The organism is Sphingomonas sp. GW821-FHT09B04 (genome assembly GCF_059418285.1).
In genome coordinates this window covers 757,730-779,521 of sequence record NZ_JBWKPO010000001.1, presented here as the reverse complement: position 1 = coordinate 779,521, position 21,792 = coordinate 757,730, and the positions used below count along the sequence as shown (strand labels likewise).

The 21,792-nt window shown below is 66.5% G+C and carries 17 protein-coding genes and 1 tRNA gene; 6 read left to right on the top strand and 12 right to left on the bottom strand.

The genetic code is table 11. The annotated features are described in order from the left end of the window. Positions 1-67 precede the first annotated feature (67 nt). Positions 68-141: transfer RNA gene (locus tag AC07NK_RS03915), tRNA-Gln, on the top strand. A 20-nt stretch (positions 142-161) separates the two neighbouring features. On the opposite strand, the gene AC07NK_RS03910 is transcribed toward AC07NK_RS03915, so the two are convergent. Beyond that, positions 162-1,604: a glycosyltransferase family 2 protein gene (locus AC07NK_RS03910; protein ID WP_495169247.1), complete on the bottom strand. Its 1,443-nt coding sequence runs from the start codon at positions 1,602-1,604 to the stop codon at positions 162-164. 301 nt (positions 1,605-1,905) lie between these two features. Then, a complete protein-coding gene (locus AC07NK_RS03905; protein WP_495169246.1) occupies positions 1,906-4,062 on the bottom strand; it encodes a M3 family metallopeptidase in 2,157 nt (718 codons plus the stop codon). A gap of 133 nt (positions 4,063-4,195) precedes the next feature. Between AC07NK_RS03905 and AC07NK_RS03900 the strand changes: the two genes are divergently transcribed. Genes AC07NK_RS03900 through AC07NK_RS03885 form a run of 4 tightly spaced genes read left to right on the top strand, consistent with a single transcriptional unit; the run spans position 4,196 to position 10,455 of the window. Further along, the gene (locus AC07NK_RS03900; protein WP_495169245.1) at positions 4,196-4,945 is read left to right on the top strand and encodes an ImuA family protein; all 750 of its coding nucleotides are present in this window, start codon (positions 4,196-4,198) and stop codon (positions 4,943-4,945) included. Continuing rightward, positions 4,860-6,590, top strand: a complete 1,731-nt coding sequence (locus AC07NK_RS03895) for a Y-family DNA polymerase (protein ID WP_495169244.1) — start codon at positions 4,860-4,862, stop codon at positions 6,588-6,590. Before AC07NK_RS03900 ends, AC07NK_RS03895 begins: the two co-directional genes overlap by 86 nt. Continuing rightward, positions 6,587-9,931, top strand: coding sequence for an error-prone DNA polymerase (locus AC07NK_RS03890; RefSeq protein WP_495169243.1), 3,345 nt, complete (start codon positions 6,587-6,589; stop codon positions 9,929-9,931). The genes AC07NK_RS03895 and AC07NK_RS03890 overlap by 4 nt, the downstream gene beginning before the upstream one ends. Next, the gene (locus AC07NK_RS03885; protein WP_495169242.1) at positions 9,931-10,455 is read left to right on the top strand and encodes a 2'-5' RNA ligase family protein; all 525 of its coding nucleotides are present in this window, start codon (positions 9,931-9,933) and stop codon (positions 10,453-10,455) included. The genes AC07NK_RS03890 and AC07NK_RS03885 overlap by 1 nt, the downstream gene beginning before the upstream one ends. A gap of 4 nt (positions 10,456-10,459) precedes the next feature. Here AC07NK_RS03885 and AC07NK_RS03880 read toward each other — a convergent pair whose 3' ends face one another. Continuing rightward, positions 10,460-11,032: a methylated-DNA--[protein]-cysteine S-methyltransferase gene (locus tag AC07NK_RS03880; protein WP_495169241.1), complete on the bottom strand. Its 573-nt coding sequence runs from the start codon at positions 11,030-11,032 to the stop codon at positions 10,460-10,462. Between the two features lie 36 nt (positions 11,033-11,068). After that, positions 11,069-12,073 carry a fumarylacetoacetate hydrolase family protein gene (locus AC07NK_RS03875; RefSeq protein WP_495169240.1) on the bottom strand — a complete coding sequence of 335 codons (1,005 nt, stop codon included), beginning with the start codon at positions 12,071-12,073 and terminating at the stop codon, positions 11,069-11,071. 204 nt (positions 12,074-12,277) lie between these two features. On the opposite strand from AC07NK_RS03875, the gene AC07NK_RS03870 reads away from it, so the two are divergent. After that, the gene (locus AC07NK_RS03870) at positions 12,278-13,567 is read left to right on the top strand and encodes an adenylosuccinate synthase (protein ID WP_495169239.1); all 1,290 of its coding nucleotides are present in this window, start codon (positions 12,278-12,280) and stop codon (positions 13,565-13,567) included. Positions 13,568-13,630: 63 nt separating this feature from the next. Here the strand turns inward: AC07NK_RS03870 and AC07NK_RS03865 are convergent, their stop codons facing one another. From AC07NK_RS03865 to AC07NK_RS03830, 8 genes are all read right to left on the bottom strand, one after another. After that, a complete protein-coding gene (locus AC07NK_RS03865) occupies positions 13,631-13,864 on the bottom strand; it encodes a hypothetical protein (protein ID WP_495169238.1) in 234 nt (77 codons plus the stop codon). A 147-nt stretch (positions 13,865-14,011) separates the two neighbouring features. Next, a complete protein-coding gene (gene aroC, locus AC07NK_RS03860) occupies positions 14,012-15,082 on the bottom strand; it encodes a chorismate synthase (RefSeq protein ID WP_495169237.1) in 1,071 nt (356 codons plus the stop codon). An 87-nt stretch (positions 15,083-15,169) separates the two neighbouring features. Next, entirely contained in the window at positions 15,170-15,697 is a 528-nt protein-coding gene (locus AC07NK_RS03855; RefSeq protein ID WP_495169236.1) for a GNAT family N-acetyltransferase, read from the bottom strand. 15 nt (positions 15,698-15,712) lie between these two features. After that, on the bottom strand, positions 15,713-16,516 hold the full coding sequence (gene fabI, locus AC07NK_RS03850) for an enoyl-ACP reductase FabI (RefSeq protein WP_495169235.1): 804 nt from the start codon (positions 16,514-16,516) through the stop codon (positions 15,713-15,715). Between the two features lie 3 nt (positions 16,517-16,519). Beyond that, positions 16,520-17,395 (bottom strand): YihY/virulence factor BrkB family protein, encoded by an 876-nt coding sequence (locus tag AC07NK_RS03845; protein ID WP_495169234.1) that lies wholly within the window; start codon positions 17,393-17,395, stop codon positions 16,520-16,522. A gap of 66 nt (positions 17,396-17,461) precedes the next feature. Continuing rightward, positions 17,462-18,403: a DnaJ C-terminal domain-containing protein gene (locus AC07NK_RS03840; protein ID WP_495169233.1), complete on the bottom strand. Its 942-nt coding sequence runs from the start codon at positions 18,401-18,403 to the stop codon at positions 17,462-17,464. 32 nt (positions 18,404-18,435) lie between these two features. Beyond that, on the bottom strand, positions 18,436-19,362 hold the full coding sequence (locus AC07NK_RS03835; protein ID WP_495169232.1) for a transglutaminase family protein: 927 nt from the start codon (positions 19,360-19,362) through the stop codon (positions 18,436-18,438). Continuing rightward, positions 19,362-21,791 (bottom strand): circularly permuted type 2 ATP-grasp protein, encoded by a 2,430-nt coding sequence (locus AC07NK_RS03830; protein ID WP_495169629.1) that lies wholly within the window; start codon positions 21,789-21,791, stop codon positions 19,362-19,364. The genes AC07NK_RS03835 and AC07NK_RS03830 overlap by 1 nt, the downstream gene beginning before the upstream one ends. Position 21,792 lies beyond the last annotated feature (1 nt).

Below are 21,792 nucleotides of genomic sequence, written 5' to 3'. Positions count from 1 at the left end.
CGGCGGGTGCAAAACCGGCCCGAATCGCTTGACCCGCGGTTTATCGCTGCTTAGAGCGGCCCGCGATTGCCCGATCCTCTAATGGTAAGAGAGCGGACTCTGACTCCGTCAATCAAGGTTCGAGTCCTTGTCGGGCATCCAATTTTCTACAGCACCGGATCCTAAGCGCGCATACAGGCTTCGATCTGTTCCGCGGGAACGGCGCGCCAGCGCCGGTTAGCGGTGTCCCTGGGGCTGGTGTTGCCGCGGTGGATGGTCGCGACGAACTGGTCACCCTGCGGGTTGATGACAACGCGTTTGGGACGGCTGCTCCAGACAAAGGCATTGTCCTCGCCGACGTTCAGATCCGCGAACCTGTTCGCTCGCCAAAGATCGCGCGTGTAACAGAGCGTGCCCCCGGCAACCCATGGCGCTCTGCCGTCATAGACATAGCGCCAGCCACGCCGAGCTTCGCGGTCGTAGAACAGGACGCAGTCCAACCCACAGATATCCGCCTGCTCAGACATGAGGGTCGTGACTTGCGAACGCACCCATCGGTTCGAGCGCCAGTCATCGTCGTCCCAGTGAAGGATGACATCGCCGCGCGCCATCTCGACGGCAAGGTTGCGCTTCGCGCCCAGCGAAAGCCTCGCCGACGAGCGGTAGTAGCGAATCGCCGCATCGGCCGGGACGAGATCGGCAATGCTGTCCGTGCCGTCATCGACGATGATCAGCTCGCGGTTGGGATAGTCCTGCGCCTGGAACTGCCGGATGGCTTCGGGGATGAAGGCGCGGCGGTTCGCAGTGGGCAGGATACAGCTGACGAGAATATTGGGCTCGGCAGCGCGCAGCGGCCCGCTTTGCCTGATCGGCGTGGGGGAACCCATCCACGCACCCTGCACCGCCGCGAATCCAGCGGGCGTCGGCACGATCCGGCAATCCGCCGGGGTCAGGTCCGGGCCGAACGGTAATTGCCAAGTGTTCGATCCATGCCTGACATACACCATCTGCTCGCGACCCGATTGGCGGTGCAGGCGTGCTCCACCGTGCATCAGCGCGGCGAGGAAATGGCTGTCCTCGCGCATCGAGCTGCTCGGATAGCCGCCGCTCCGCTCCCAATCGTGCTTCCGGAACATCAGCGTCCCGCCCGCCACATTCTCCGCGAACATCCGAGCGAACAGCGCGGGATCGGCTTCCCAGCACGCGCCGGTCGCCGCATCGAAGAACAGGATGTCGTTCAACGCCGTCACGTCGGCGCTTCCGTCCACGATCGGCGCGGCCTGAAGGCTCAACCGGCCCGGGCCGTACCAGTCATCGTCATCCCATTGGGCGATGATGTCGCCGCGCGCAGCCGCGACCGCCTGATTGCGCTTCCCCCCGATGCTGTTCTCCTGCGCGCGGAGAATCCGGATATCGTCCCCGGCGATCCCGGGCGGCAGATCGCTATCGAGATCGTGGACGATGATCAGCTCGCGATCGGGATAATTCTGGGCGCGGAAGTCGGCGATGGCCCGTTCGACAAAATCCGCCCGCCCGCGGGTCGGCATGATGCAGCTGATCATGGCATTTTCGAACCGCGCGACGCCACTCGGCATGCTGGCCGCAGCGGGTGGTCGCGACGACATGACATCGAACGGGATGGGAGGGCTTTGACTCTCGTCAACCGAGTCCGGCCAGTCCGGCTCCGGAGGGCTAGCGGGCGGCGGATTGTTCAGGGGCAGGATCGTCGCGCGATCCGACATGTCCGAGGGCGGCGAAGTCTCCATGCGCTCTCTCCTGGATCGCGCCATGCCCTGCAAAGCGCAGAGGCATCCGTTCCCGGCGGATCATCGGCTGCGAGATGTGCGAGCTTTTGAGACCAATGACTAGCGGAAGAATGTCAGCGATATGGGCGCCGCCGGCTTCCCACCGACGACGCCCCAATTCTCACTCCGACGGGAAGCCGCGGCGCTTGAACAGCGCCTTCACGTCGGGGTCGCGGCCGCGGAAGGCCTTATAGGCTTCCTTGCGGTCGGTCTCGTTGCCCGTGGCGAGCAGGATGGTACGGAACTTGTCGGCCACGCCCTTGTCCCAGACATTGCCCGTCTCGGTGAACGCCGCCCAGGTGTCGGCGTCCATCGTCTCCGACCAGAGGTAGCTGTAATAGCCCGCCGAATAGGCGTCGGACGAGAAGAGGTGATTGAACTGCGGCAGACGGTGCCGCATCACGATCTCCTTGGGCATCTTGAGCTCGGCCAGCGCGTCGCGCTCGAACGCGTCGGGATCGGTCACCGGCACCGTGCGATCGTGCAGCTTCATGTCGACGATCGCCGAGGAGAGATATTCGACCGTGCTGAAGCCCTGATTGAAGGTGTCCGCCTTCTCGATCTTCGCGACCAGCGCCGCCGGGATCACCTCACCGGTCTTGTAATGCTTGGCGAAGCGGTTGAGCACGTCCGGCGTCAGCAGCCAGTTCTCGTTCACCTGGCTCGGATATTCGACGAAGTCGCGCGGCGTGCCGGCGAGGCCGGGGTAATAGACATCCCCGATCAGGCTGTGCAGCGCATGGCCGAATTCGTGGAACAGCGTCGTCGCGTCGTCGAGGCTGATCAGCGTCGGCTCACCGCCGCCGCCCTTGGTGAAATTGTTGTTGTTCGACGCGAGAACGATCTTGTCGCCCCTGATCCCCGAACGGCCGCGATAGGCGGTCGCCCATGCGCCCGAACGCTTTCCGGCGCGCGCGAAATTGTCGAGATAGAAGACGCCGACGGTCTTACCCAGGCGCGTCACCTCGAACGTGCGGACATCGGGGTGGAAGACCGGGATCGCGCCCGTATTCTCCTTGAACTGCAGATCGTAGAGGCGGCCCGCAGCGTAGAACATGGCATTCACCATGTTATTGAGCTCGAGATAGGGCTTCACCTCGCTCTCATCGAGGTCGTACTTCGCCTTGCGGACCTTCTCCGAATAATAGCGATAATCCCAGCCCTCGATCGTGATCTTGGGCCCCTTGCCCGCCGCCGCATCGGCGTCGGCAAACTTCTGCATGTCGGCGACTTCCTCGATCGCGCGGGCACGCGCCGCGGGCCAGACCGACATCATCAGCTTCATCGCATTGGCGGGGGTTTCCGCCATCGTGTCATCCATGCGGTAATCGGCATGCGTCTTGAAGCCGAGCACCTTGGCGCGCTCCTGACGCAGCTTGAGGATCGCGGCGATGCTGGCATTGGTGTCGTTCGCGTCGCCATTGTCGCCGCGGTTGATATAAGCCTTGTAGACCTTCTCGCGCAGGTCGCGGCGGGTCGAGTACATCAGGAACGGCTGCATCGACGAGCGCGTGTTCTTGACCGCCCATTTGCCCGCCTGTCCGCGCGCCTTCGCCTCTTCGGCAAGGCTCGCCTTGAAGCTGTCGGAGAGACCGGCAAGGTCCGCCTCGCTGTCGAGGAAGATCGCGGTCTCTTCATCCGCCAGCACCCTGCGGCTGAAGTCTGTGTAGAGCTTGGCGAGCTCGCCATTGATCCGCTTGACCTCAGCCTTCTGCGCCGCGTCAAGCAATGCGCCCGAGGTCACATAGCCGCGATAGCTGCGCTCAAGCAGGCGCAGCTGCTGGGGGTTGAGGCCCAGAGTCTGGCGCGTGTCGTAGAGCGTCTTTACCCGCTGGAACATCTTGGGATCGAGGCTCATCTCGGTGAAGAAGGCCGAGAGCTTGGGGCTCCATTCGGCGGCGATCTTCTGCACTTCGGGCGAGGCGAGGTTGCTGGTGTAGACGCCCCACACCGGGAAGACGCGGCTGAGTGCGCTGCTGTTCTTCTCGGATGCTTCGATCGTGTTGGCGAAGGTCGGCGCGGCGGGATTATCGCGGATCTTCGCGAATTCGACGCGCGCCTCGGCCATCCCCTTTTCGAAGGCGGGACCGAACATCGCCGGCGTCACCTTGTCCCACTGGGGTACCCCGTCGAACGGACCCGGCCATTTGTCGAGCATCGGCGCGGGATTGACCGGGGCGGCTTGAGCCGGAGCGTTCTGGGACATCGAGCTTGCCTGTACGTTGGTGGCGAAGAGCGAGGTGGTGGCGAGCAGGATCGCGCCGGTGACGGGCTTCATCAAATTCCCCTGGGGTTAGGTGTGATAGCTGGACGATACGCCCCGGCACTCCGCATTGGCAAGCGGTTGACTCTGCCTACCAATGGAACAAAATAGGAACAACTTGTCCCGAGTCGGAGTCTAGAGGCAGATCATGGCCGATCCCGCCGTCATCAGCCAGTTGCGCGAAACCTTGCGCACCATCGAGGGAAGCGGCTTTCGCCGCCGCCCGGTGCTGCCGTTCGGACTTGGCCGGCTGGATGCGCGGCTGGCCGATGGCGGCCTGCGGCTCGATGCGCTGCACGAGGTGGCGGCGGCGACCCCCGATCCCGGCGACGATGCCGCAGCAACCCTGTTCACCGCGGGCATCGCGGCGCGTGCCTGGGGGCCGGTGCTGTGGGTGGTGCGGCGGCGCGACCTTTTCGCGCCGGGCCTCTATCAGGCCGGGCTGGCGCCCAAGCGCGTCCTCTATGCCGAGGCGGCGGACGATGACGAGTTGCTCGCGATCATGGAGGAAGGCCTGCGGCATCGCGGGCTTGGCGCGGTGGTGGGCGAGGCGCGGCGCGTGGGCATGTCTGCGACGCGGCGGCTTCAGCTCGCGGCGGAGGGCGGGCGCACGATCGCGCTGCTGATGAAGCGGCATCCGCGGCAGGCGGGGGACCCACTGGGCGCGCCTTCAGCCGCAGTGACGCGCTGGCGGGTGGCGTCCGCACCTTCGACGCCGCTGCCGGTGGAGGGAGTGGGCCGTGCGCGCTGGACGCTTGATCTGGCGCGGCAAAAGGGAGGGGATCCTTTCGATATCGAGGTGGAGGCGTGCGATGAAACGGGTCGCTGCGCTCTTCCTGCCCCTATGGCCGGTCGAACGGCTGTGGCGGGCGGAAGCGCATCCCGGCGCGCAGCCTGAAGCTGCGCCCGCTCCCGCATTGCGGGCACCACCGCTTCGCAAGCCGGGCCAGCATGAGGGGCATTGGCGCCCCGGCGCACGCTGGTCGCAGGACAAGATGGCCGCATCCGCCGCGCCGCCGCATCGGGCCGCCGCACCGGACCAGCGGGCGCCGCGCATCACCTCAATCCGCAACGGCAGCCGGATCGAGATCGCTGCGGCCTGTCCTCTGGCGCAGGCGCTGGGTCTGCGGCCCGGCATGGCAGTCACTCAGGCGCGCGCGCAGGTACGCGGGCTCGACATCCGCCCGGCCGACCCGGCAAGCGATCTCGCCGCGCTGCGCCGCCTCGCGATCCTCGCGGCGCGGCGCTGGTCACCCGTGACCGCATTGTCGGGCAGTGACGGGCTGTTTCTCGACATCACCGGCACCGCGCATCTCTTCGGGGGCGAGGCGGCGATGGCGCGCCGCATCGTCCACGTCCTTACGCGCGCCGGCTTCACTGCCCGCATCGCAATCGCCGATACGGCAGCCGCCGCCTGGGCATTGACGCGACATGCCGAGGCACATGTGACGCTCTGCCCGCCGAATGGGCAAGCCGATGCGCTCGCCAGACTGCCCGTGACCGCGCTGCGGATCGATGACGCCGCGGTGGAACTGCTCAAACGCCTTGGCGTCGAGCACATCGGCGAGCTCGCAGCGATGCCGCGCGCGCCCCTTGTCCGCCGCTTCGGTGCGCGGACGGTGGTGCAACTCGACCGTGCGCTGGGCGGCATGCTCGAACCGCTCGATCCGGTCATCCCGCCCGAAGCGATCGTCGCCCGCCAGCGCTTCGCCGAACCGGTCGCCACGGCGGAGGCGATCGAACATTGGCTGAGCATTCTGGTCCCCCGGCTGACGACCGCTCTCGAAGCCGGAGGACTGGGCGTGCGGGCGCTGGAATGCATCGCCGACCGGGTCGACAGCGTCCCCCAGCGCATCCGCATCGGCCTCGCCCGGCCAAGCCGCGATCCGGCGCATCTGCTGCGCCTGCTCAAGCGCCGGATCGAGGATATCGAGCCGGGCTATGGCATCGACGCCATCGCGCTCCACGTCCGCCGCGCCGCACCGCTCGGTCCCGAACCGGTCGTCGAGCGGCTCGACGAAGAGGCGGCGCCTGACATCGCCACGCTGGTCGACACGCTGGCGACGCGGATCGGCCTCAAGCGGATGTGGCGGATGCGCGCCGTGGAGAGCGATGTGCCCGAGCGTGCTGCGACGCGGATGGCAGTGCTCGACCCGCCCGAACGCGGCCGCGCGCGCCCGAAGATCGACGATGTCGGCCAGCTCGATCGCAGCCCCGCGTTCTACCCCTGGCATCCTGAATGGCCCAAGCCGGCACGGCTGCTGCGCCGCCCCGAACGGCTCGACCATGTCATTGCCGAACTGCCCGATCACGCCCCGCGCCGCTTCACCTGGCGCGGCCAGCCGCACCGCGTGGTTTGCGCCGACGGACCGGAGCGCGTTTATGGCGAATGGTGGAAGCGCGCCGCCGAAGCCGATCAGGTCCGCGACTATTTCCGCGTCGAGGATGAGACCGGCCGCCGTTACTGGCTGTTCCGGCGCGGCGATGGCGAGCAGAGCGCAACCGGCGATTTGAGCTGGTATCTCCACGGGGTGTTCGGATGAGTTATGCCGAGCTCCAGGTGACGACCTATTTCTCGTTCCTGCGCGGGGCATCCTCGCCGGACGACCTGTTCCGGCAGGCGGCGTTGCTGGGCCTGCCCGCGCTCGGCATCGCCGATCGCAATTCGGTGGGGGGCGTGGTGCGCGCGCTGGTCGCTGCCGAGCAGTTGGCCGCGTTGGGCGTACCGATCCGGATGATCGCGGGATGCCGGCTGGACCTGACCGACGGCAGTGCGGTGCTGGTCTGGCCCGAGGATGCTGCGGCCTGGTCGCGGCTCACCCGCCTGCTCACGCTCGGCAAGTCGCGTGCCGATACGCAACGGGGGGAGAAGGGCCAGTGCTTCCTCCATTGGGAGGATGTCGCACAAGCCGCGCAGGGACTGGTCGGCGCGCTGGTGCCCGGCATCGCCGATTCCGGCGACCCACAGGCGCTGCGCTGGATGGCGGACGTGTTCGGGAATCGCGGGCATGTTTGCCTGACCCAGCATCGTCGGCCGGGCGACGCGGCGCGGCTGCACCAGCTCGACGCAGCGGCGCGGCGGTTCGGGCTGACCCCGCTCGCAACGGGCGACGTCCTTTATGCGACGCCCGATCGGCGCCTGTTGCAGGATGTGGTCACCGCGATCCGCGAGAAATGCACGATCGACGAACTCGGCTTCCGCCGCGAGCGAAGCGCCGACCGGCACCTCAAGTCGCCGCAGGACATGGCGCGCCGCTTCCGCGACCATCCCGAGGCGCTGCACGCATCGCTCGCCATCGCCAATCGCTGCACCTTCAGCCTGCGCGATCTCCAGCATCAGTATCCCGAGGAACATGTCATCCCCGGCCGCACCGCACAGGAAGCGCTCAGCACACTTGCGTGGAACGGCCTGAGGCAGCGGTTCGGCGGCAACCCGTCGGAAGCGCATCAGAAGCTGCTGAGACACGAGCTCGGGCTGGTCGAGCAGATGGGCTACGCACCCTATTTCCTCACGGTCAATTCGATCGTCCAATTCGCATTGAGCCAGCAGATATTGTGCCAGGGGCGCGGCAGCGCGGCCAATTCGGTCATCTGCTTCGCGCTCGGCGTTACCTCGATCGACCCGGTCAAACATCAATTGCTGTTCGAACGCTTCATCTCGACCGAGCGCAAGGAGCCACCTGATATCGACGTCGATTTCGAGCATGAGCGGCGCGAGGAAGTGATCCAGTGGATCTACGAATATTATGGCCATGATCATGCCGCGCTGACCGCAGTGGTCAGCCGTTTTCGTTCGCGCGGGGCATTGCGTGAGGTGGGCAAGGTGATGGGCCTGCCCGAGGATCTGACCGCGGCGCTCTCAAGCCAGGTGTGGGGCTGGTCGAACGATGTCGACGACAAGCATGCCGATGCACTCAACCTCGACCGCAACGACCCGCGTCTCGCACTGACGCTGGATCTGGCTCGCCAGCTGATCGGCACGCCGCGGCACCTGTCGCAGCACCCCGGCGGGTTTGTGCTGACCCGTGACAAGCTCCACGACCTGATCCCGGTCGAGCCCGCGGCGATGATCGACCGCCGCGTCGTCGAATGGGAGAAGCTCGACATCGAGGAGCTCGGCTTCATGAAGGTCGACATCCTCGGCCTCGGCATGCTCGGCTGCATGCGCCGCACCTTCGACCTGCTCGCCGAGCACAAGGGGATATGCCTCACCCTCGCCTCGCCGCTGATGCAGGAGGACGACGACCCCACTTTCAAGATGATCCAGCGGGCCGACACGCTCGGCGTGTTCCAGATCGAAAGCCGCGCGCAGATGTCGATGCTGCCGCGGATGAAGCCGGTCAATTTCTATGACATCGCGATCCAGGTCGCGATCGTCCGGCCCGGGCCGATCCAGGGAAACATGGTCCACCCCTATCTCAAACGCCGGCAGAATCCCGATCTGGTCGACTATCCCACCCCGAAGCTGAAGGCGGTACTGAAGAAGACGCTGGGCGTACCGCTGTTCCAGGAACAGGCGATGCAGGTCGCGATTGTCGGCGCCGATTTCACCCCGACCGAAGCCGACCGGCTGCGCCGGGCGATGGCGACCTTCAAGTCCAGTGGCGATATCGGCGAATTCGGCCCCAAGCTGATCGAGGGGATGCGCAGGAACGGCATCAGCGCAGACTTCGCCGAACGCATGGTCGAGCAGATCAGGGGGTTCAGCAACTACGGTTTTCCCGAGAGCCATGCCGCGAGCTTCGCGAAGATCGCCTATGCCTCATCGTGGATGAAATGCCATCATCCCGATGTGTTCTGCGCGGCGCTGCTCAATGCGCAGCCTATGGGTTTCTATGCCCCTGCCCAGTTGATTCGCGACGCGCGCGACCATGGGGTCGAAGCACAGCCGGTCTGCATCAACGACAGCGACTGGGACACGCGCATGGTGTCCGACGTTCCGAACCTGCGCCCGCGTCATGCCGGTTTTTGCGGAAGCGATGCGGGTTGGGCCAGGCTGCTGCCGATCCGGCTGGGGATGCGGATCGTGCAGGGACTGGCGCTGGCGGATGCCGAGGCGATTCTGACGGCACGGGCGGCGAACGGGGCATTCGTGTCGATCGAGGATGTCTGGCGGCGTTCGCAGGTGAAGCCTGCTGCGCTCGAACGTCTGGCGCGCGCGGACGCGTTTCAGGCGCTGGGGCTGAACCGACGGCAGGCATTGTGGGCGATCAGGGGGCTGGGGCAGGTCCCGCTCGACCTGTTCGCCGCGGCGGATGCGCGTGAAGGGCGGACGATGGCCGAAAGCACCGAGCCACCGGTCGTGCTGGCGCCCCTGACCGCCGGGCGCGAGGTGGTGGAGGATTACCGCGCCACCCAATTGTCGCTGCGCGCCCACCCCGTGCGCTTTCTACGCGATCGGCTGGCAACACACGGCATCACCCGATGCGCGGATCTGATCGGCATGAAGGACGGCGCGCGCGTCGAGGTCGCCGGGCTGATCCTCGTCCGCCAGCGGCCCGGCACCGCCAGTGGCATCGTGTTTGTGACGCTGGAGGACGAGACCGGCATCGCCAATGCGGTGCTGTGGAGTGACCGGTTCGAAGCCAACCGGCGCGCCGTGATGTCCGCGACGATGCTCGCGATCCGCGGCCGCGTGCAGCGCGAGGGGATCGTCATCCATGTCATCGCCGACACGATCACCGACCTGACCGGCATGCTCCGCGAGGTCGGCGATCTCGAAATGCCGTCGCAGGCCATGCCCGGAGACGGCGCGACGCATGGCGGCACCATCGATCCGCGCGACCGGATGGTTCCCCGCCAGCGCCCTGCCGACAGCTGGGGATCGCGACGAAGCCTCAAGGCCCCGGAACTGATTCCGGTGAAATCGCGGGATTTCCATTGATGGCGATGCAGGCAATCCAGCGCTGGAGAAACCCGCTCTACATCATGTTCAAGCCGCCTGTACCCGAGCGCGCCGGATTGATCCGGCTCTGTGCAGCGCTGGGTATCGAGATCGGCTATGCACCCGAACGGTGGCACGGCACATTGCTACCGATCGGAGACACGTCGGCCGCGACGATCGATGCAGTGCATCGCGCGCTTGAGCGCTTCGATGCGGAGCCGTTTCGGGTAGCATTCGACCATATCGAGGGCGACACGCTCAAACCCTGCAAAGGCCAACGCGCACCGGGACACTTCCAACGCAGTCTCGCCGCACGCATCGCGCGTTCCGGCATGCTGCTACCGGACTATAAGTTCAGCATGCACCTCAATCTCGCTTATGGCGGCGCATCGGCCCGGCGCGCTGCGGTGCCGCCCATCGCATGGCCAGTCGACGAGATTTTGCTGATCGAAAGCGGCTACGGGCGGCATACTGAACGCGGCCGCTGGCCACTGATCGACCGGCAGGGCGCATTCGACTTCTGATCGCCTAGAAACCCAGCCCCAATTGGGGGGTGTCGCGAGTGACGATGCCATCCCTCACCTCGACGCCCTCGATTTCGAGCATGCGCGCCTTGGACAGCGAACCGCCGGGCGCCGAGAAGCCGCCGATCCGCCCGTTCGCGGCCGTCACGCGATGGCAGGGGATGATCAGCGGCACCGGATTGGCCGCCATCGCCTGACCGACATCGCGCGCGAATTCCGGCCCGGCATCGAGCGCCTTGGCGATCGCGCCATAGGTCGCCGTCTCACCCCAGCCGAGCTGGCGCACGGCACCATAGACGCGCTCGAAAAAGGGCTCCTGCACCCCGAGATCGACGGGCACGTCGGAAAAATCGACGCGATCCCCGGCGAAATAGCGCCGCGCATCGTCGATCACATATTGCACCGCTGCGGGTGGCGCTGCCGCCTTCGTACCCGGCAGACGCCGAAGCAGCGATTGTTCCGCTTCCCGCGCGGTTCCGGCGGGCAGCCGAAAGCTGTGGACGCCCCTGGCGTTCCAGCCGACCGCGGCGAAGCCCGCCACGGTCTCGAACACGGTATAGCCGTTTCCGTCGGTCATCCCGTTGAGATCGGAACGCGCGCGAGCGTTCGCAACCTAGCCGCCGACGGTCTGCTCGATGACCCCGAAGATCGGGTGGTGCTTGTCATCCTCGGCCCAGATGCGGACGGTATCGCCAGCCTTGAGGAACGGCGTCACCGGCTTGCCGGTGTTGATCGTCTCGACGGTGCGCACTTCGGCGAGGCACGAATAGCCCACGCCGCCTTCGGCAATCGGCTTGCCGGGGCCGCCAGCGGCATCGCGGTTGGAGACGGTGCCCGATCCGATGATCGTGCCGGCGCCGAGCGCGCGGGTCTTTGCGGCGTGCGCAACCAGAGTCCCGAAGTCGAAGGTCATGTCCTCTCCCGCCTCTGCGCGGCCGAAAGGCTTGCCGTTGAGGTCGACCATCAACTTGCGGTGCAGCTTGCCCTCCTTCCACCAGTCGCCGAGCACGTCGGGCGTCACAAACACCGGCGAGAAGGCACTCGCGGGCTTGGACTGGAAGAAGCCGAAACCCTTGGCGAGTTCGCCGGGGATGAGGTTGCGCAGCGACACGTCGTTGGTGAGGCCGACCAGCCGGATCGCCGCCAGCGCATCTTCGCGGCTGGCGCCGAGCGGCACGTCGCCCGTGACGACGACGACTTCGGCCTCGAGGTCGCAGCCCCAGCTCTCGTCCGCGAGCGGGATCGCATCGCGTGGCCCGAGGAAGCCGTCGCTGCCCCCCTGATACATCAGCGGGTCGTGCCAGAAGCTGTCAGGCATCTCTGCCCCTCGCGCCTGCCGCACCAGTGCGACATGGTTCACATAGGCCGAGCCGTCAGCCCATTGATAGGCACGCGGCAGCGGCGCCGCGGCGTCACGCTCGTGGAACCGCTCGCGCGGAATTACGCCATGGTCGAGATCGGTGGCGAGGTTTCGCAGATCGCCCTCGACCCGGTCCCAGTCGTCGAGCGCGGTCTGCAGCGTCGGCGCGATATGCGCGGCATCGGCATACCAGGCGAGATCGTTGGAGACGACGACCAGCTTGCCATCACGGCCATGCTTGAGGCTTGCCAGTTTCATTCGGTACTCCTTCTCCTGTCCCCTACCCTTAGAGTCTCTTTCGGAATTCGCGAAAGGGCGAATTTCACGACGGCGCCCATCCACTCCGCTCTTGACGCGGCGGCGCGCGGGGGCCATTGGCGCCCCGCATTTCCGAAAACCCCGGTCGCCGAGTCCTGTCGAAGGGCGGCCTTGGGTCTGCCTGGCAGGCGGAGACGTGTATCCATGGCAAATGTCGCAGTAATCGGCGCCCAATGGGGCGATGAGGGCAAGGGCAAGATCGTCGACTGGCTCGCCAGCCGCGCCGATCTGGTCGTCCGCTTTCAGGGCGGGCACAATGCCGGCCACACGCTCGTCGTCGGCGAAAAGGTCTATAAGCTCTCGCTGCTTCCCTCCGGGCTGGTGCGCGGCACCTTGTCGGCGATCGGCAACGGCGTGGTGTTCGACCCCTGGCATTTCCGCGACGAGATCGCCCGGCTGCGCGAACAGGGCGTGGAGATCACGCCCGAAACGCTGCAGGTGGCCGAGACCGCACCGCTGATCCTCCCGTTCCACCGCGATCTCGACGCGCTGCGCGAGGACGCCTCGGGCGCGGGCAAGATCGGCACCACCCGCCGTGGTATCGGCCCGGCCTATGAGGATAAGGTCGGTCGCCGCGCGATCCGTGTGTGCGATCTTGCGCATCTCGACGATCTCGACGCGCAGCTCGACCGCCTGTGCGCGCATCACGATGCGCTGCGTGCGGGCTTTGGCGAGCCGCCGATCGACCGCGCCCGCCTGCTCGAAGAGCTGCGCGAGATCGCGCCGTCGGTGCTGCCTTATGCCGCGCCGGTGTGGCTCACGCTCAAGCATGCCAAGGAAGCGGGCAAGCGCATCCTGTTCGAGGGCGCGCAGGGCGTATTGCTCGACGTTGACCACGGCACCTACCCCTTCGTCACCTCGTCGAACACGGTGAGCGGATCGGCCGCTTCCGGCTCGGGCCTGGGCCCAGGATCGGTCGGCTTCGTGCTGGGGATCGTCAAGGCGTATACGACGCGCGTCGGTTCCGGCCCGTTCCCGAGCGAACAGGACAATGAGATCGGCGAATTGCTCGGCACGCGCGGGCGTGAGTTCGGCGTGGTCACCGGACGCAAGCGCCGCTGCGGCTGGTTCGACGCGGTGCTGGTACGCCAGTCGGTTGCGGTCAGCGGCGTCACTGGCATCGCCCTGACCAAGCTCGACATCCTCGACGGGATGGAACAGCTGCGGATCTGCACCGGCTACACGGTCGGCGACAAGCATTACGACTATCTGCCGCCAAGCCCGCAGGATCAGGCGCGTGCCGAGGCCGTGTATGAGGAATTCGAAGGCTGGAGCGAATCGACTGCGGGCGCGCGCAGCTGGGCACAGCTTCCTGCGCAGGCGATCAAATATATCCGCCGGATCGAAGAGCTGATCGGCTGCCCGGTGGCCCTGGTCTCGACCAGCCCCGAGCGTGAGGACACCATCCTCGTCCGCGATCCGTTCGCGGACTGACCTTAGGAAAATCGTCGTCCCGGGCGCAGCCGGATTGCTGCGCCCGGAACGACGAAAACCCGATCAGTAGAAGGTCGAGTTCGGCTCCGGCGCCGTTTCGGTGCCGTTATTCGTGGGATCGGTGCTCGGCTCGACATCGGTCGTGTTCGACTGCGTCTCAGGCGCCGTGGTGTCGGGCGCGACCTGGTTCGCTACCTCATTCTGCGCGGGCGGCTCGGTCTGAGCCGGCGCGATATGCGCGAGTGCGGCGGTCGAACCGCAAAGAAGAAGAAGGCTGGCGAGCGTCTTATGGCGCATGGGATACTCCTGTTTACATGGCACAGGAGAAACGCTGGGCCGCGGATCAGGTCCCAAAGGCGCACTTCGCCCTATCGCCGCTGAATCCCGTTCCGTCCGCGGAACGCGCTACGGGCGGGACGAAACGATTGAACGCGATCGGAAAAATCAGCCGATCTGGGCGCGATGGAGCAATTTCTGGTCGGCCAGCACCAGCGCCATCATCGCCTCGACCACCGGAACGCCGCGAATACCGACACACGGATCGTGCCGTCCTCTCGTACGGATCTCGGTCGCCTCGCCTTCGCGCGTGATCGTTTCGACCGGCGTCAGGATCGAGCTGGTCGGCTTGAACGCAACGCGCACGCGTACCGGCTGACCGGTCGCAATGCCGCCCGCGATCCCGCCGGCATGGTTCGCAAGGAACACCGGCGTTCCGTCATTGCCCGGCCGCATCGGATCGGCATTGGCCTCGCCGCTCAGCGCCGCGGCAGCGAAGCCGTCGCCGATCTCGACGCCCTTGACCGCGTTGATGCTCATCATCGCCGCTGCCAGTTCGCTGTCCAGCTTGGCATAGAGCGGCGCGCCCCACCCCGCGGGCACGCCCGTCGCCTCGCACGCGATCACCGCACCCAGCGACGACCCTGCCTTGCGCGCGGCGTCGACCAGCTTCTCCCAGCGCGCAGCGGCATCGGCATCGGGACAGAAGAACGGGTTGTTGCCGATCTCGGCTGCGTCGAACTTCGCATAGTCGATCGAATCCCCACCGATCGCTTCGACCCAGGCAAGGATCGACACCTCGGGAATCGCCGCGCGCGCCACCGCGCCCGCCGCGACCCGGCTCGCCGTCTCGCGCGCCGACGAGCGCCCGCCGCCGCGATAGTCGCGAAGGCCGTATTTGGCGTCATAAGCATAGTCGGCATGGCCGGGGCGATAGGCCGAAGCGACCTCCGAATAATCCTTTGAGCGCTGGTCGACATTCTCGATCATCAGGCTGATCGGGGTGCCGGTCGTCTTCCCCTCAAACACGCCCGAGAGAATGCGGACCTGATCGGGCTCCTGCCGTTGCGTGGTGAAGCGCGACTGGCCCGGACGGCGCTTGTCGAGAAAAGGCTGGATATCGGCCTCGGTGAGCGCGATGCCCGGCGGGCAGCCATCCACGACCGCACCGATCGCGGGGCCATGGCTTTCCCCCCAGGTGGTGAAGCGGAAGACGCGGCCGAAGGTATTGAAGCTCATGACAGGCGTCCTCGCCCAACTCGTCGCGATTTGAAAGCAAGAAGCATCGATGGTCGGCCAAAGACGATGTGGCAGCCGACGGCTATCTCAGCCATCCTGCCCCAGAGCCGCGAAAGCCACCGCATGCGCCGCGTCCCCGCGCACGCCGCACGGCAATTTCCCGTCCTGAAGCGCCAGCGCCATCAGATAGTCGCCGGCATAGGGCGAGGCGAAGCCGCGCGCGAGATCCGCGGCATAGCCGAACCGGCCATAATAGGCCGGATCGCCCAGCACGAAGCTCATCACATAACCCGCATCGGCGAGATGCTGGTGGCCCGCCGCGATCAGCGCTTCGGCCACGCCCTGCCGACGATAGGCGGCCGCGACCGCGACCGGAGCCAGCGCGACCGCAGCGAGCGGCTGATCGTTGACCGCCACATCCATCCGGCTGAACGCGACCATTCCGGCAAGCGCGCCGGTTTCCTCGTCGTCGGCGACCAGCGTCAGCACCATGTCGCCGTCGATACAAAGCCGCTGCACCAGCAAAGCCTCGTCGGGCGCCGGAAAGCTGCGTCGCAGCAGCGCGTCGATCGCCGCGACGTCGCCGCCAGTCGCCGGACGGATCGCGATCGTCATCGGGCCAGTGCCCGATCAGACAAGGGCAATGTCCGGCGCGTCTTCGGCCTTCATGCCGATGACGTGATAGCCGGCATCAACGTGATGCGTCTCGCCAGTGGTGCCGCTCGACAGGTCGGACAGGAAATAGAGGCCCGCGCCGCCGACGTCCTCGATCGTGACGTTGCGCTTGAGCGGGCTGTTCAGCTCGTTCCACTTGAGGATCAGGCGGAAGTCACCGATGCCCGATGCGGCCAGCGTCTTGATCGGACCGGCCGAAATCGCGTTGACGCGGATATTCTGCCCGCCAAGGTCGACCGCCAGATACTGAACGCTGGTCTCCAGCGCCGCCTTGGCCACGCCCATGACGTTATAGTGCGGGATCACCTTCTCGGCGCCATAATAGCTGAGCGTCAGGAGGCTTCCGCCATCCGGCATCATCGCCTGTGCGCGCTTGGCCACCGCGACGAACGAATAGACGCTGATGTTCATCGTCATCAGGAAATTGTCGAGGCTGGTGTCGACATAGCCGCCGCGCAGCTCGTTCTTGTCCGAGAAGCCGATCGCGTGCACGACGAAGTCGATCGTCGGCCAGCGCGCCGCCAGCGTCGCGAACGCGGTGTCGAGCGCGTCCATATCGGCCACGTCGCAGTCGATCAGGAAGTCGCTGCCCAGTTCCTCGGCCAGCGGGCGCACACGCTTCTCCAGCGCCTCACCCTGATAGCTGAACGCCAGTTCCGCGCCATGCTCGCGCAGCTTCTTCGCAATTCCCCATGCAAGCGAGCGATCATTGGCGAGGCCCATGATGAGCCCGCGCTTGCCCTGCATCAATCCGGTCACGTCTTACCCTCCGGTCTTTTCTTGTCGTCCCTCTAGACCGTTCTCCGGCGTTTCCGCCAGCGCCGCATTCAGTTCTGCACCGATAACGACCCCAAACCCGATCAGAAAAAAGAAGATAAGCGCCACCATCACCCCTGCAAGGCTGCCATAGGTCAGGCCATAGCCGCCAAAGGCGCCGATCACATGCGGCAGCGCCGCCGTGCACGCCATCCACCAGATCGTCACGAACAGCGGCCCCGGCCATTTGGGGCATTTCGACTGGCGGTAGCGCTGCGGCGTGAGCGTGTAGAAGAGGATGTAGAGCGCGCCGTAGAGCGCGATCGCGGGTGCGATCTTGGTTACCGACACGATCCGTGCGGCATCCGACGCAAAGGGGATGACACGCCAGATAAACTGTTCGGCGCCGATCAGCAGCACCTGGAAGCTGAACGCCATCATCGCGAGGATCACCGATCCGATCACCATGCCGATCGCGCCCAGCTTCAATCGCCAGAAGGAGGTACCCGACTGGACGCCATAAGCCTGTCGCAGGATCGCACGCACCGTCTCGATGAAACCGGAGGTGGTCCAGAGGCCCACCAGTGCGCCGAGCCACAGCAACGATCCCGAGCGCGCCTCCAGCACCTCAAGTATCGCGGGGCGAAGCAGCGCGCCGACTTCGGGCGGCACGGTCTGGAGGAATGCCGCCACCGCCTGAAGCCCGTCGCCGGTGCGCCCGACCAGCCGCGCGATCGCGGTGGCAACGATGAAGAAGGGGAAGAGCGTGACGAGGCTGAGGTAAGCGAGGTTTCCGGCATGGGTGAAGCCGTCGGTATAGGCGCCCACAACCACGCGCTTGATCACCTCGACCACCCGATCGGTGAGGCCCAGATCCGCCAAATGCCTGTTGAATCCGCGGCGGCGGGCTTCAGGCGATTCGGGGGAAATGGGCTCGGTCACGCCCGATCAGACGCCCAGCCGGCTGCGCGGGTTCCCCTCCGCGTCCCAATCGGCGACGAAGGCGGCGAGCTTGGCGTCATTTGCCGGAATCTCGATCATCAGCGAGACCAGCAGGTCGCCACGCGCGCTCTTGCCGTGAAAACCACGGCCTTTGAGCCGCAGCGTCTTGCCCGAATTGGATCCCGCGGGAACCTTGAGGCTCACCGCGCCCTCGGGCGTCGGCACGCGCACCGCGGCGCCCTCGACCGCTTCCTTGAGCGTCACCGGGAGGTCGAGCCGGATATTGTCGCCGTCGCGGGTGTAGAAACGGTGCGGCTCGATCTCGATCGTCACGATCGCGTCGCCATTGCCACCCGGCCCGGCATCGCCCTTGCCGCCCAGCCGCATCTGCGTACCGGTCTCGACCCCCTTTGGAAGCTTGAGGTCGATCGTCGCACCATCGCGCAGCTGGATGCGCTGGGGCTTCAGCACCGCCGCATCTTCGAACGGAACGCGCAGGCGATAGGCGACATTGGCGCCCTTGGCCGGCGGCGGGCGGCGACCGAAACCGCTGGAAAAGCCGCCAGACTGGCCACCCGCGCGGCCGCCGAACAGTCCTTCGAAGATGTCGCCGATATCGGGGTCGCCGCCCCCGCCGCCGAAATCGAACCCGCCGCCACCCGGGCGGAACCCACCCTGCGGCCCGCCTCGCGCGCCGCCGAACCCTGCACCAAAGGAGGAAGTGGGGTTGCCGTCGCCGTCGATCTCACCGCGGTCGAAGCGCGCGCGCTTGTCCTTGTCGCTCAGCAGCTCATAGGCCTGCGCCACCTTGCCGAATTTCTCGGCCGCCTTCGGATTGTCGCGGTTACGGTCGGGGTGCAGCTCCTTGGCGAGCTTCCGATACGCCTTCTTGACCTCGTCCTCGCCCGCCCCGCGCGAGACTCCAAGGGTTGCGTAAGGATCGGCCACTCGTATTCCCCGTTTCGTCTTCTTTGAGCGTATTACCCCGCTACATCGGCGCGCGGCGCGCCGGTTGCAAGTGACGCAATGTCATCCAGCGGCTCGACATCGACCGAAACCTGCATGTCCTGCGCGCCATAGCCCAGGATGATACCGTCGATCGGCGCGATATCGGCATAATCGCGTCCGATCGCGATGATGACATGATCGTTCGCCATCCAGATGCCGTTGGTGGGGTCGAACCCGACCCAACCCCGCTCCGGCCCGCACCATAGCAGCACCCATGCATGGGTTGCGTCCGCCCCCACCAGCCGCGGCTGACCGGGCGGCGGCAGCGTGCGCAGATAGCCCGAGGCATAGGCAGCAGGGAGTCCCGCGGCGCGCAGGCCGGAGATCATGATCTGCGCAAAATCCTGGCACACCCCTCCACGTTTCACGAAGGCTTCGTGCGGAGGTGTATCAACCAGAGTCGCGGCGGGATCGAATTCGAATTCGCGCTGGATCCGCTGTGCGAGCGCGATCCCCGCTTCAAGCGCGCCGCGATCCCGGTCGAGGTCCGCCGCACACCAGGCTGCAATGTCCGGATCGAGCGGGATCAGCGGCGAAGGAAACAGATAGGATACCGGGCTCGCCGGACCGGCATCGCGGCTTTCGCGGGCAAGCTCCGCGATCTGCGCCAGCGTCGGATCGCTCGCCGCCGGCTCGGGCACCGGGCGGTCGACGGTGACGCAACAGCGACTTTCTATCGTCAGGCTGTTCGCCGCCTGCTCGATCACCAGCCGCACGACATTCGCCAGCCCCGCCTCGGCACGCGCCGGCGATGTGCGCCCGCCCGGTTCGACGGTCAGATCATAGTCGTGCAGCTGCTGCCCCGACCACTGAATCGGCTTCAGGCGCAGGTTACAGCGCGCAAAGCCGACGGGTTCGGCATAGTTGAAGCGCGTAACGTGGCGGATCGCGTAGCGCATCAGGCCAGCACGAGCCCGGCGGCGCGCAGCGGCTCCGACCCTTGCAGGAAATAGCGGCGGGCGATGGCGTCGGAGAGCGAAGCCAGCCGGTCGCCGATCTCATTGAGCCTAGCTTCGTCGAGCGCCGCTGCCTGAGTGATCGAAACGATCGCGGAAAGCGCCGCGGCCTGCGCCTGTTGCGGTTCGGCCAGCCCGTCGTCGGACAGCACCGGAAGCTTCGCCAGATGGTCTGCAATCGCCGAGACCTGATAGGCGATTCCGCGCGGATTGCCGGGATCGAGCGCGACCAGATCGAGCACCGGCACCCGCGCAATTCCCGTCAGATAGCGCTGACGATAGCTGATCTGGCTATCGGCGAGGTCGAGCAGGGTGGAGAGATCGTCGCTGGTGGCATCCGCATGCCCGAACGCGCGGATCGCGCGGATCGCCGCCATCGCGCGCTCGACCCGGCGACCGATATCGTGAAAGCGCCATGCGTCGGTACGTCCAAGATGCTCGGCGCCAAGCCCCGCGAGCGCATAATAGCGCCGCTGCGCCGACCCTGCGCGGTCGAGCGCGCCGCCCTTCATCGGGAAGGGTGCGTCGAGCAACCGGACCATATCCGCCGACAGGCGGTCGCGGCTGACCGCACCGATCCCGCGCGCCTGACGGTTGATCGTGCGCACGCTGTACCAGCCGTCATCCGCCTCCATCGCACTGCGTGCGAAATGGCTGAGATCGGCGCGGTTGAGGCTTGGCGGCACGGGCGCCGCACCCGCCTGCACGACCAGATCAACGAGTTGCCGCACCGTCTCCGCCGACAGCGCCGCACCGGTATCCGCGCTGATCGAATGGCCGAGCAGCGAGCGGATCAACCCAAGCAGCGCCTCACCCCGTTCGAGATAACGGCCGAGCCAGAAGAGATTGTCGGCGACGCGGCTGGGCAGCGTCCCGGGGTTGCGGCGCAGCTGGGTGGTATCGTCGGAGGCCAGCAACGTCACCGGCGCAACCGGTTCGGGACCATAGATCACGACGTCCGCCGACCAGCTTCCTTCACCCATCACTGCGGCGCGCTCGTCGGCATGTTCGCCGATCTGGGCGAAGCCGCCGGGCAGGACATGCCAGCTGCCATCAGGCCGCCGCGCCGCAAACACGCGTAGCATAAATGGGCGCGCAGCCAACCCCTTGTCACCCACCACCGGCATGGTCGAGAGGCGGACCACCTCGCGCCCGACATAATCCTGCGGGCGGTGTTCGAAATCCGCGAGCAGGGCCGCACGCTGCTCTGCCGGCATGTCCGATCCCAGCACCGCCGCCCCATCCGCCAGCACGCTGGTCGCGACCCCAAATGCCGGCGCGATCAGCATATTGTCGAGATCGCCCGCGACCTCATCGCGCTCGCGCGCCTGTCCGCACCACCAGGTCGCGATATTGGCGAGCTTGAGCTGTTCCCCCGTCAGCCGGGTGCACAGCCGCGGCAGGAACGCAGCGAAGGCCGGCGCCTCGAGCATCCCGGCACCCGGCGAGTTGGTCACCACAACCGCGTCCGCCGCCATCGCATCGACCAGCCCCGGCACACCGACGCCGGAGTGAGAATCAAAGGCAAGCGGGTCGATCAGCCGCGGATCGACGCGGTGCCACAGTGCATCGACACGCTTGAAACCCGCAATGGTGCGTAGATAGACGCGGTCATCGAGCACGGCGAGGTCGCCGCCCTCGACCAGCGGGAAGCCCAGATAGCGCGCCAGATGCGCTTGCTCGGCATAGCTCGGCGTGAACCGACCGGGGGTAAGCAACACGATCCGCGGCTCGGCCCGGCGGCAGCGCGCCGCCAGCCCATCACGGAACGCCGCGAAGAAGGGTGCGTGCCGCTCGATATTGAGCCGGGTCTGCAGCCCGCCCAGCATCCGCGACATGGCGAGGCGGTTCTCGAGCGCATAGCCCGCCCCCACCGGCGCGCGCAGCTGGTCGGCGAGCACGCGCCACTCACCCGTCGGCCCGCGGCACAGATCGACCGCGACGAAATTGAGGTGATAGCCGCCGGGTGGGATCAGTCCCATCATCGGGCGCAGGAAATTGGGGCTGCCCGTCACCAGCGCAGCGGGGATATTGCCGGCGGACACCAGCTTCTGGTCGCTATAGCAATCGGCGAGCACCGCTTCGAGCAGATCGGCGCGCTGCGCCACCCCGGCGGCAATCCCGTCCCATTCCGCACGCGCGATCAGCAGCGGCACGGGCGACAATGGCCAGGGGCGCTCTTCGCCCTCACCCGCAATCCGGAAGCCGGTACCGATATCCTCGGCATGGCGCTGCGCCCGCTCGCGCGCACTGGCAAGGTCGTCGCCCGACCGCCCGGCCAGTTCCTCGAACAGCGCGGTCCATGCAGGATCGTCGCGGCCGGCGGCATAGAGCATGTCGGTGGCGGGGGTCGCGGCGCGATAGTCCGCCATC

What these genes read in the sequence shown, in the direction of transcription:
- AC07NK_RS03855 (WP_495169236.1), bottom strand. Translation starts at nt 15,697, where the DNA reads ATGACGATCGCGATCCGTCCGGCGACTGGCGGCGACGTCGCGGCGATC.
- AC07NK_RS03900 (WP_495169245.1), top strand. Translation starts at nt 4,196, where the DNA reads ATGGCCGATCCCGCCGTCATCAGCCAGTTGCGCGAAACCTTGCGCACC.
- AC07NK_RS03870 (WP_495169239.1), top strand. Translation starts at nt 12,278, where the DNA reads ATGGCAAATGTCGCAGTAATCGGCGCCCAATGGGGCGATGAGGGCAAG.
- AC07NK_RS03875 (WP_495169240.1), bottom strand. Translation starts at nt 12,073, where the DNA reads ATGAAACTGGCAAGCCTCAAGCATGGCCGTGATGGCAAGCTGGTCGTC.
- AC07NK_RS03895 (WP_495169244.1), top strand. Translation starts at nt 4,860, where the DNA reads ATGAAACGGGTCGCTGCGCTCTTCCTGCCCCTATGGCCGGTCGAACGG.
- AC07NK_RS03890 (WP_495169243.1), top strand. Translation starts at nt 6,587, where the DNA reads ATGAGTTATGCCGAGCTCCAGGTGACGACCTATTTCTCGTTCCTGCGC.
- AC07NK_RS03830 (WP_495169629.1), bottom strand. Translation starts at nt 21,791, where the DNA reads ATGGCGGACTATCGCGCCGCGACCCCCGCCACCGACATGCTCTATGCC.
- AC07NK_RS03865 (WP_495169238.1), bottom strand. Translation starts at nt 13,864, where the DNA reads ATGCGCCATAAGACGCTCGCCAGCCTTCTTCTTCTTTGCGGTTCGACC.
- AC07NK_RS03835 (WP_495169232.1), bottom strand. Translation starts at nt 19,362, where the DNA reads ATGCGCTACGCGATCCGCCACGTTACGCGCTTCAACTATGCCGAACCC.
- AC07NK_RS03905 (WP_495169246.1), bottom strand. Translation starts at nt 4,062, where the DNA reads ATGAAGCCCGTCACCGGCGCGATCCTGCTCGCCACCACCTCGCTCTTC.
- AC07NK_RS03885 (WP_495169242.1), top strand. Translation starts at nt 9,931, where the DNA reads ATGGCGATGCAGGCAATCCAGCGCTGGAGAAACCCGCTCTACATCATG.
- AC07NK_RS03910 (WP_495169247.1), bottom strand. Translation starts at nt 1,604, where the DNA reads ATGTCGTCGCGACCACCCGCTGCGGCCAGCATGCCGAGTGGCGTCGCG.
- aroC (WP_495169237.1), bottom strand. Translation starts at nt 15,082, where the DNA reads ATGAGCTTCAATACCTTCGGCCGCGTCTTCCGCTTCACCACCTGGGGG.
- AC07NK_RS03880 (WP_495169241.1), bottom strand. Translation starts at nt 11,032, where the DNA reads ATGACCGACGGAAACGGCTATACCGTGTTCGAGACCGTGGCGGGCTTC.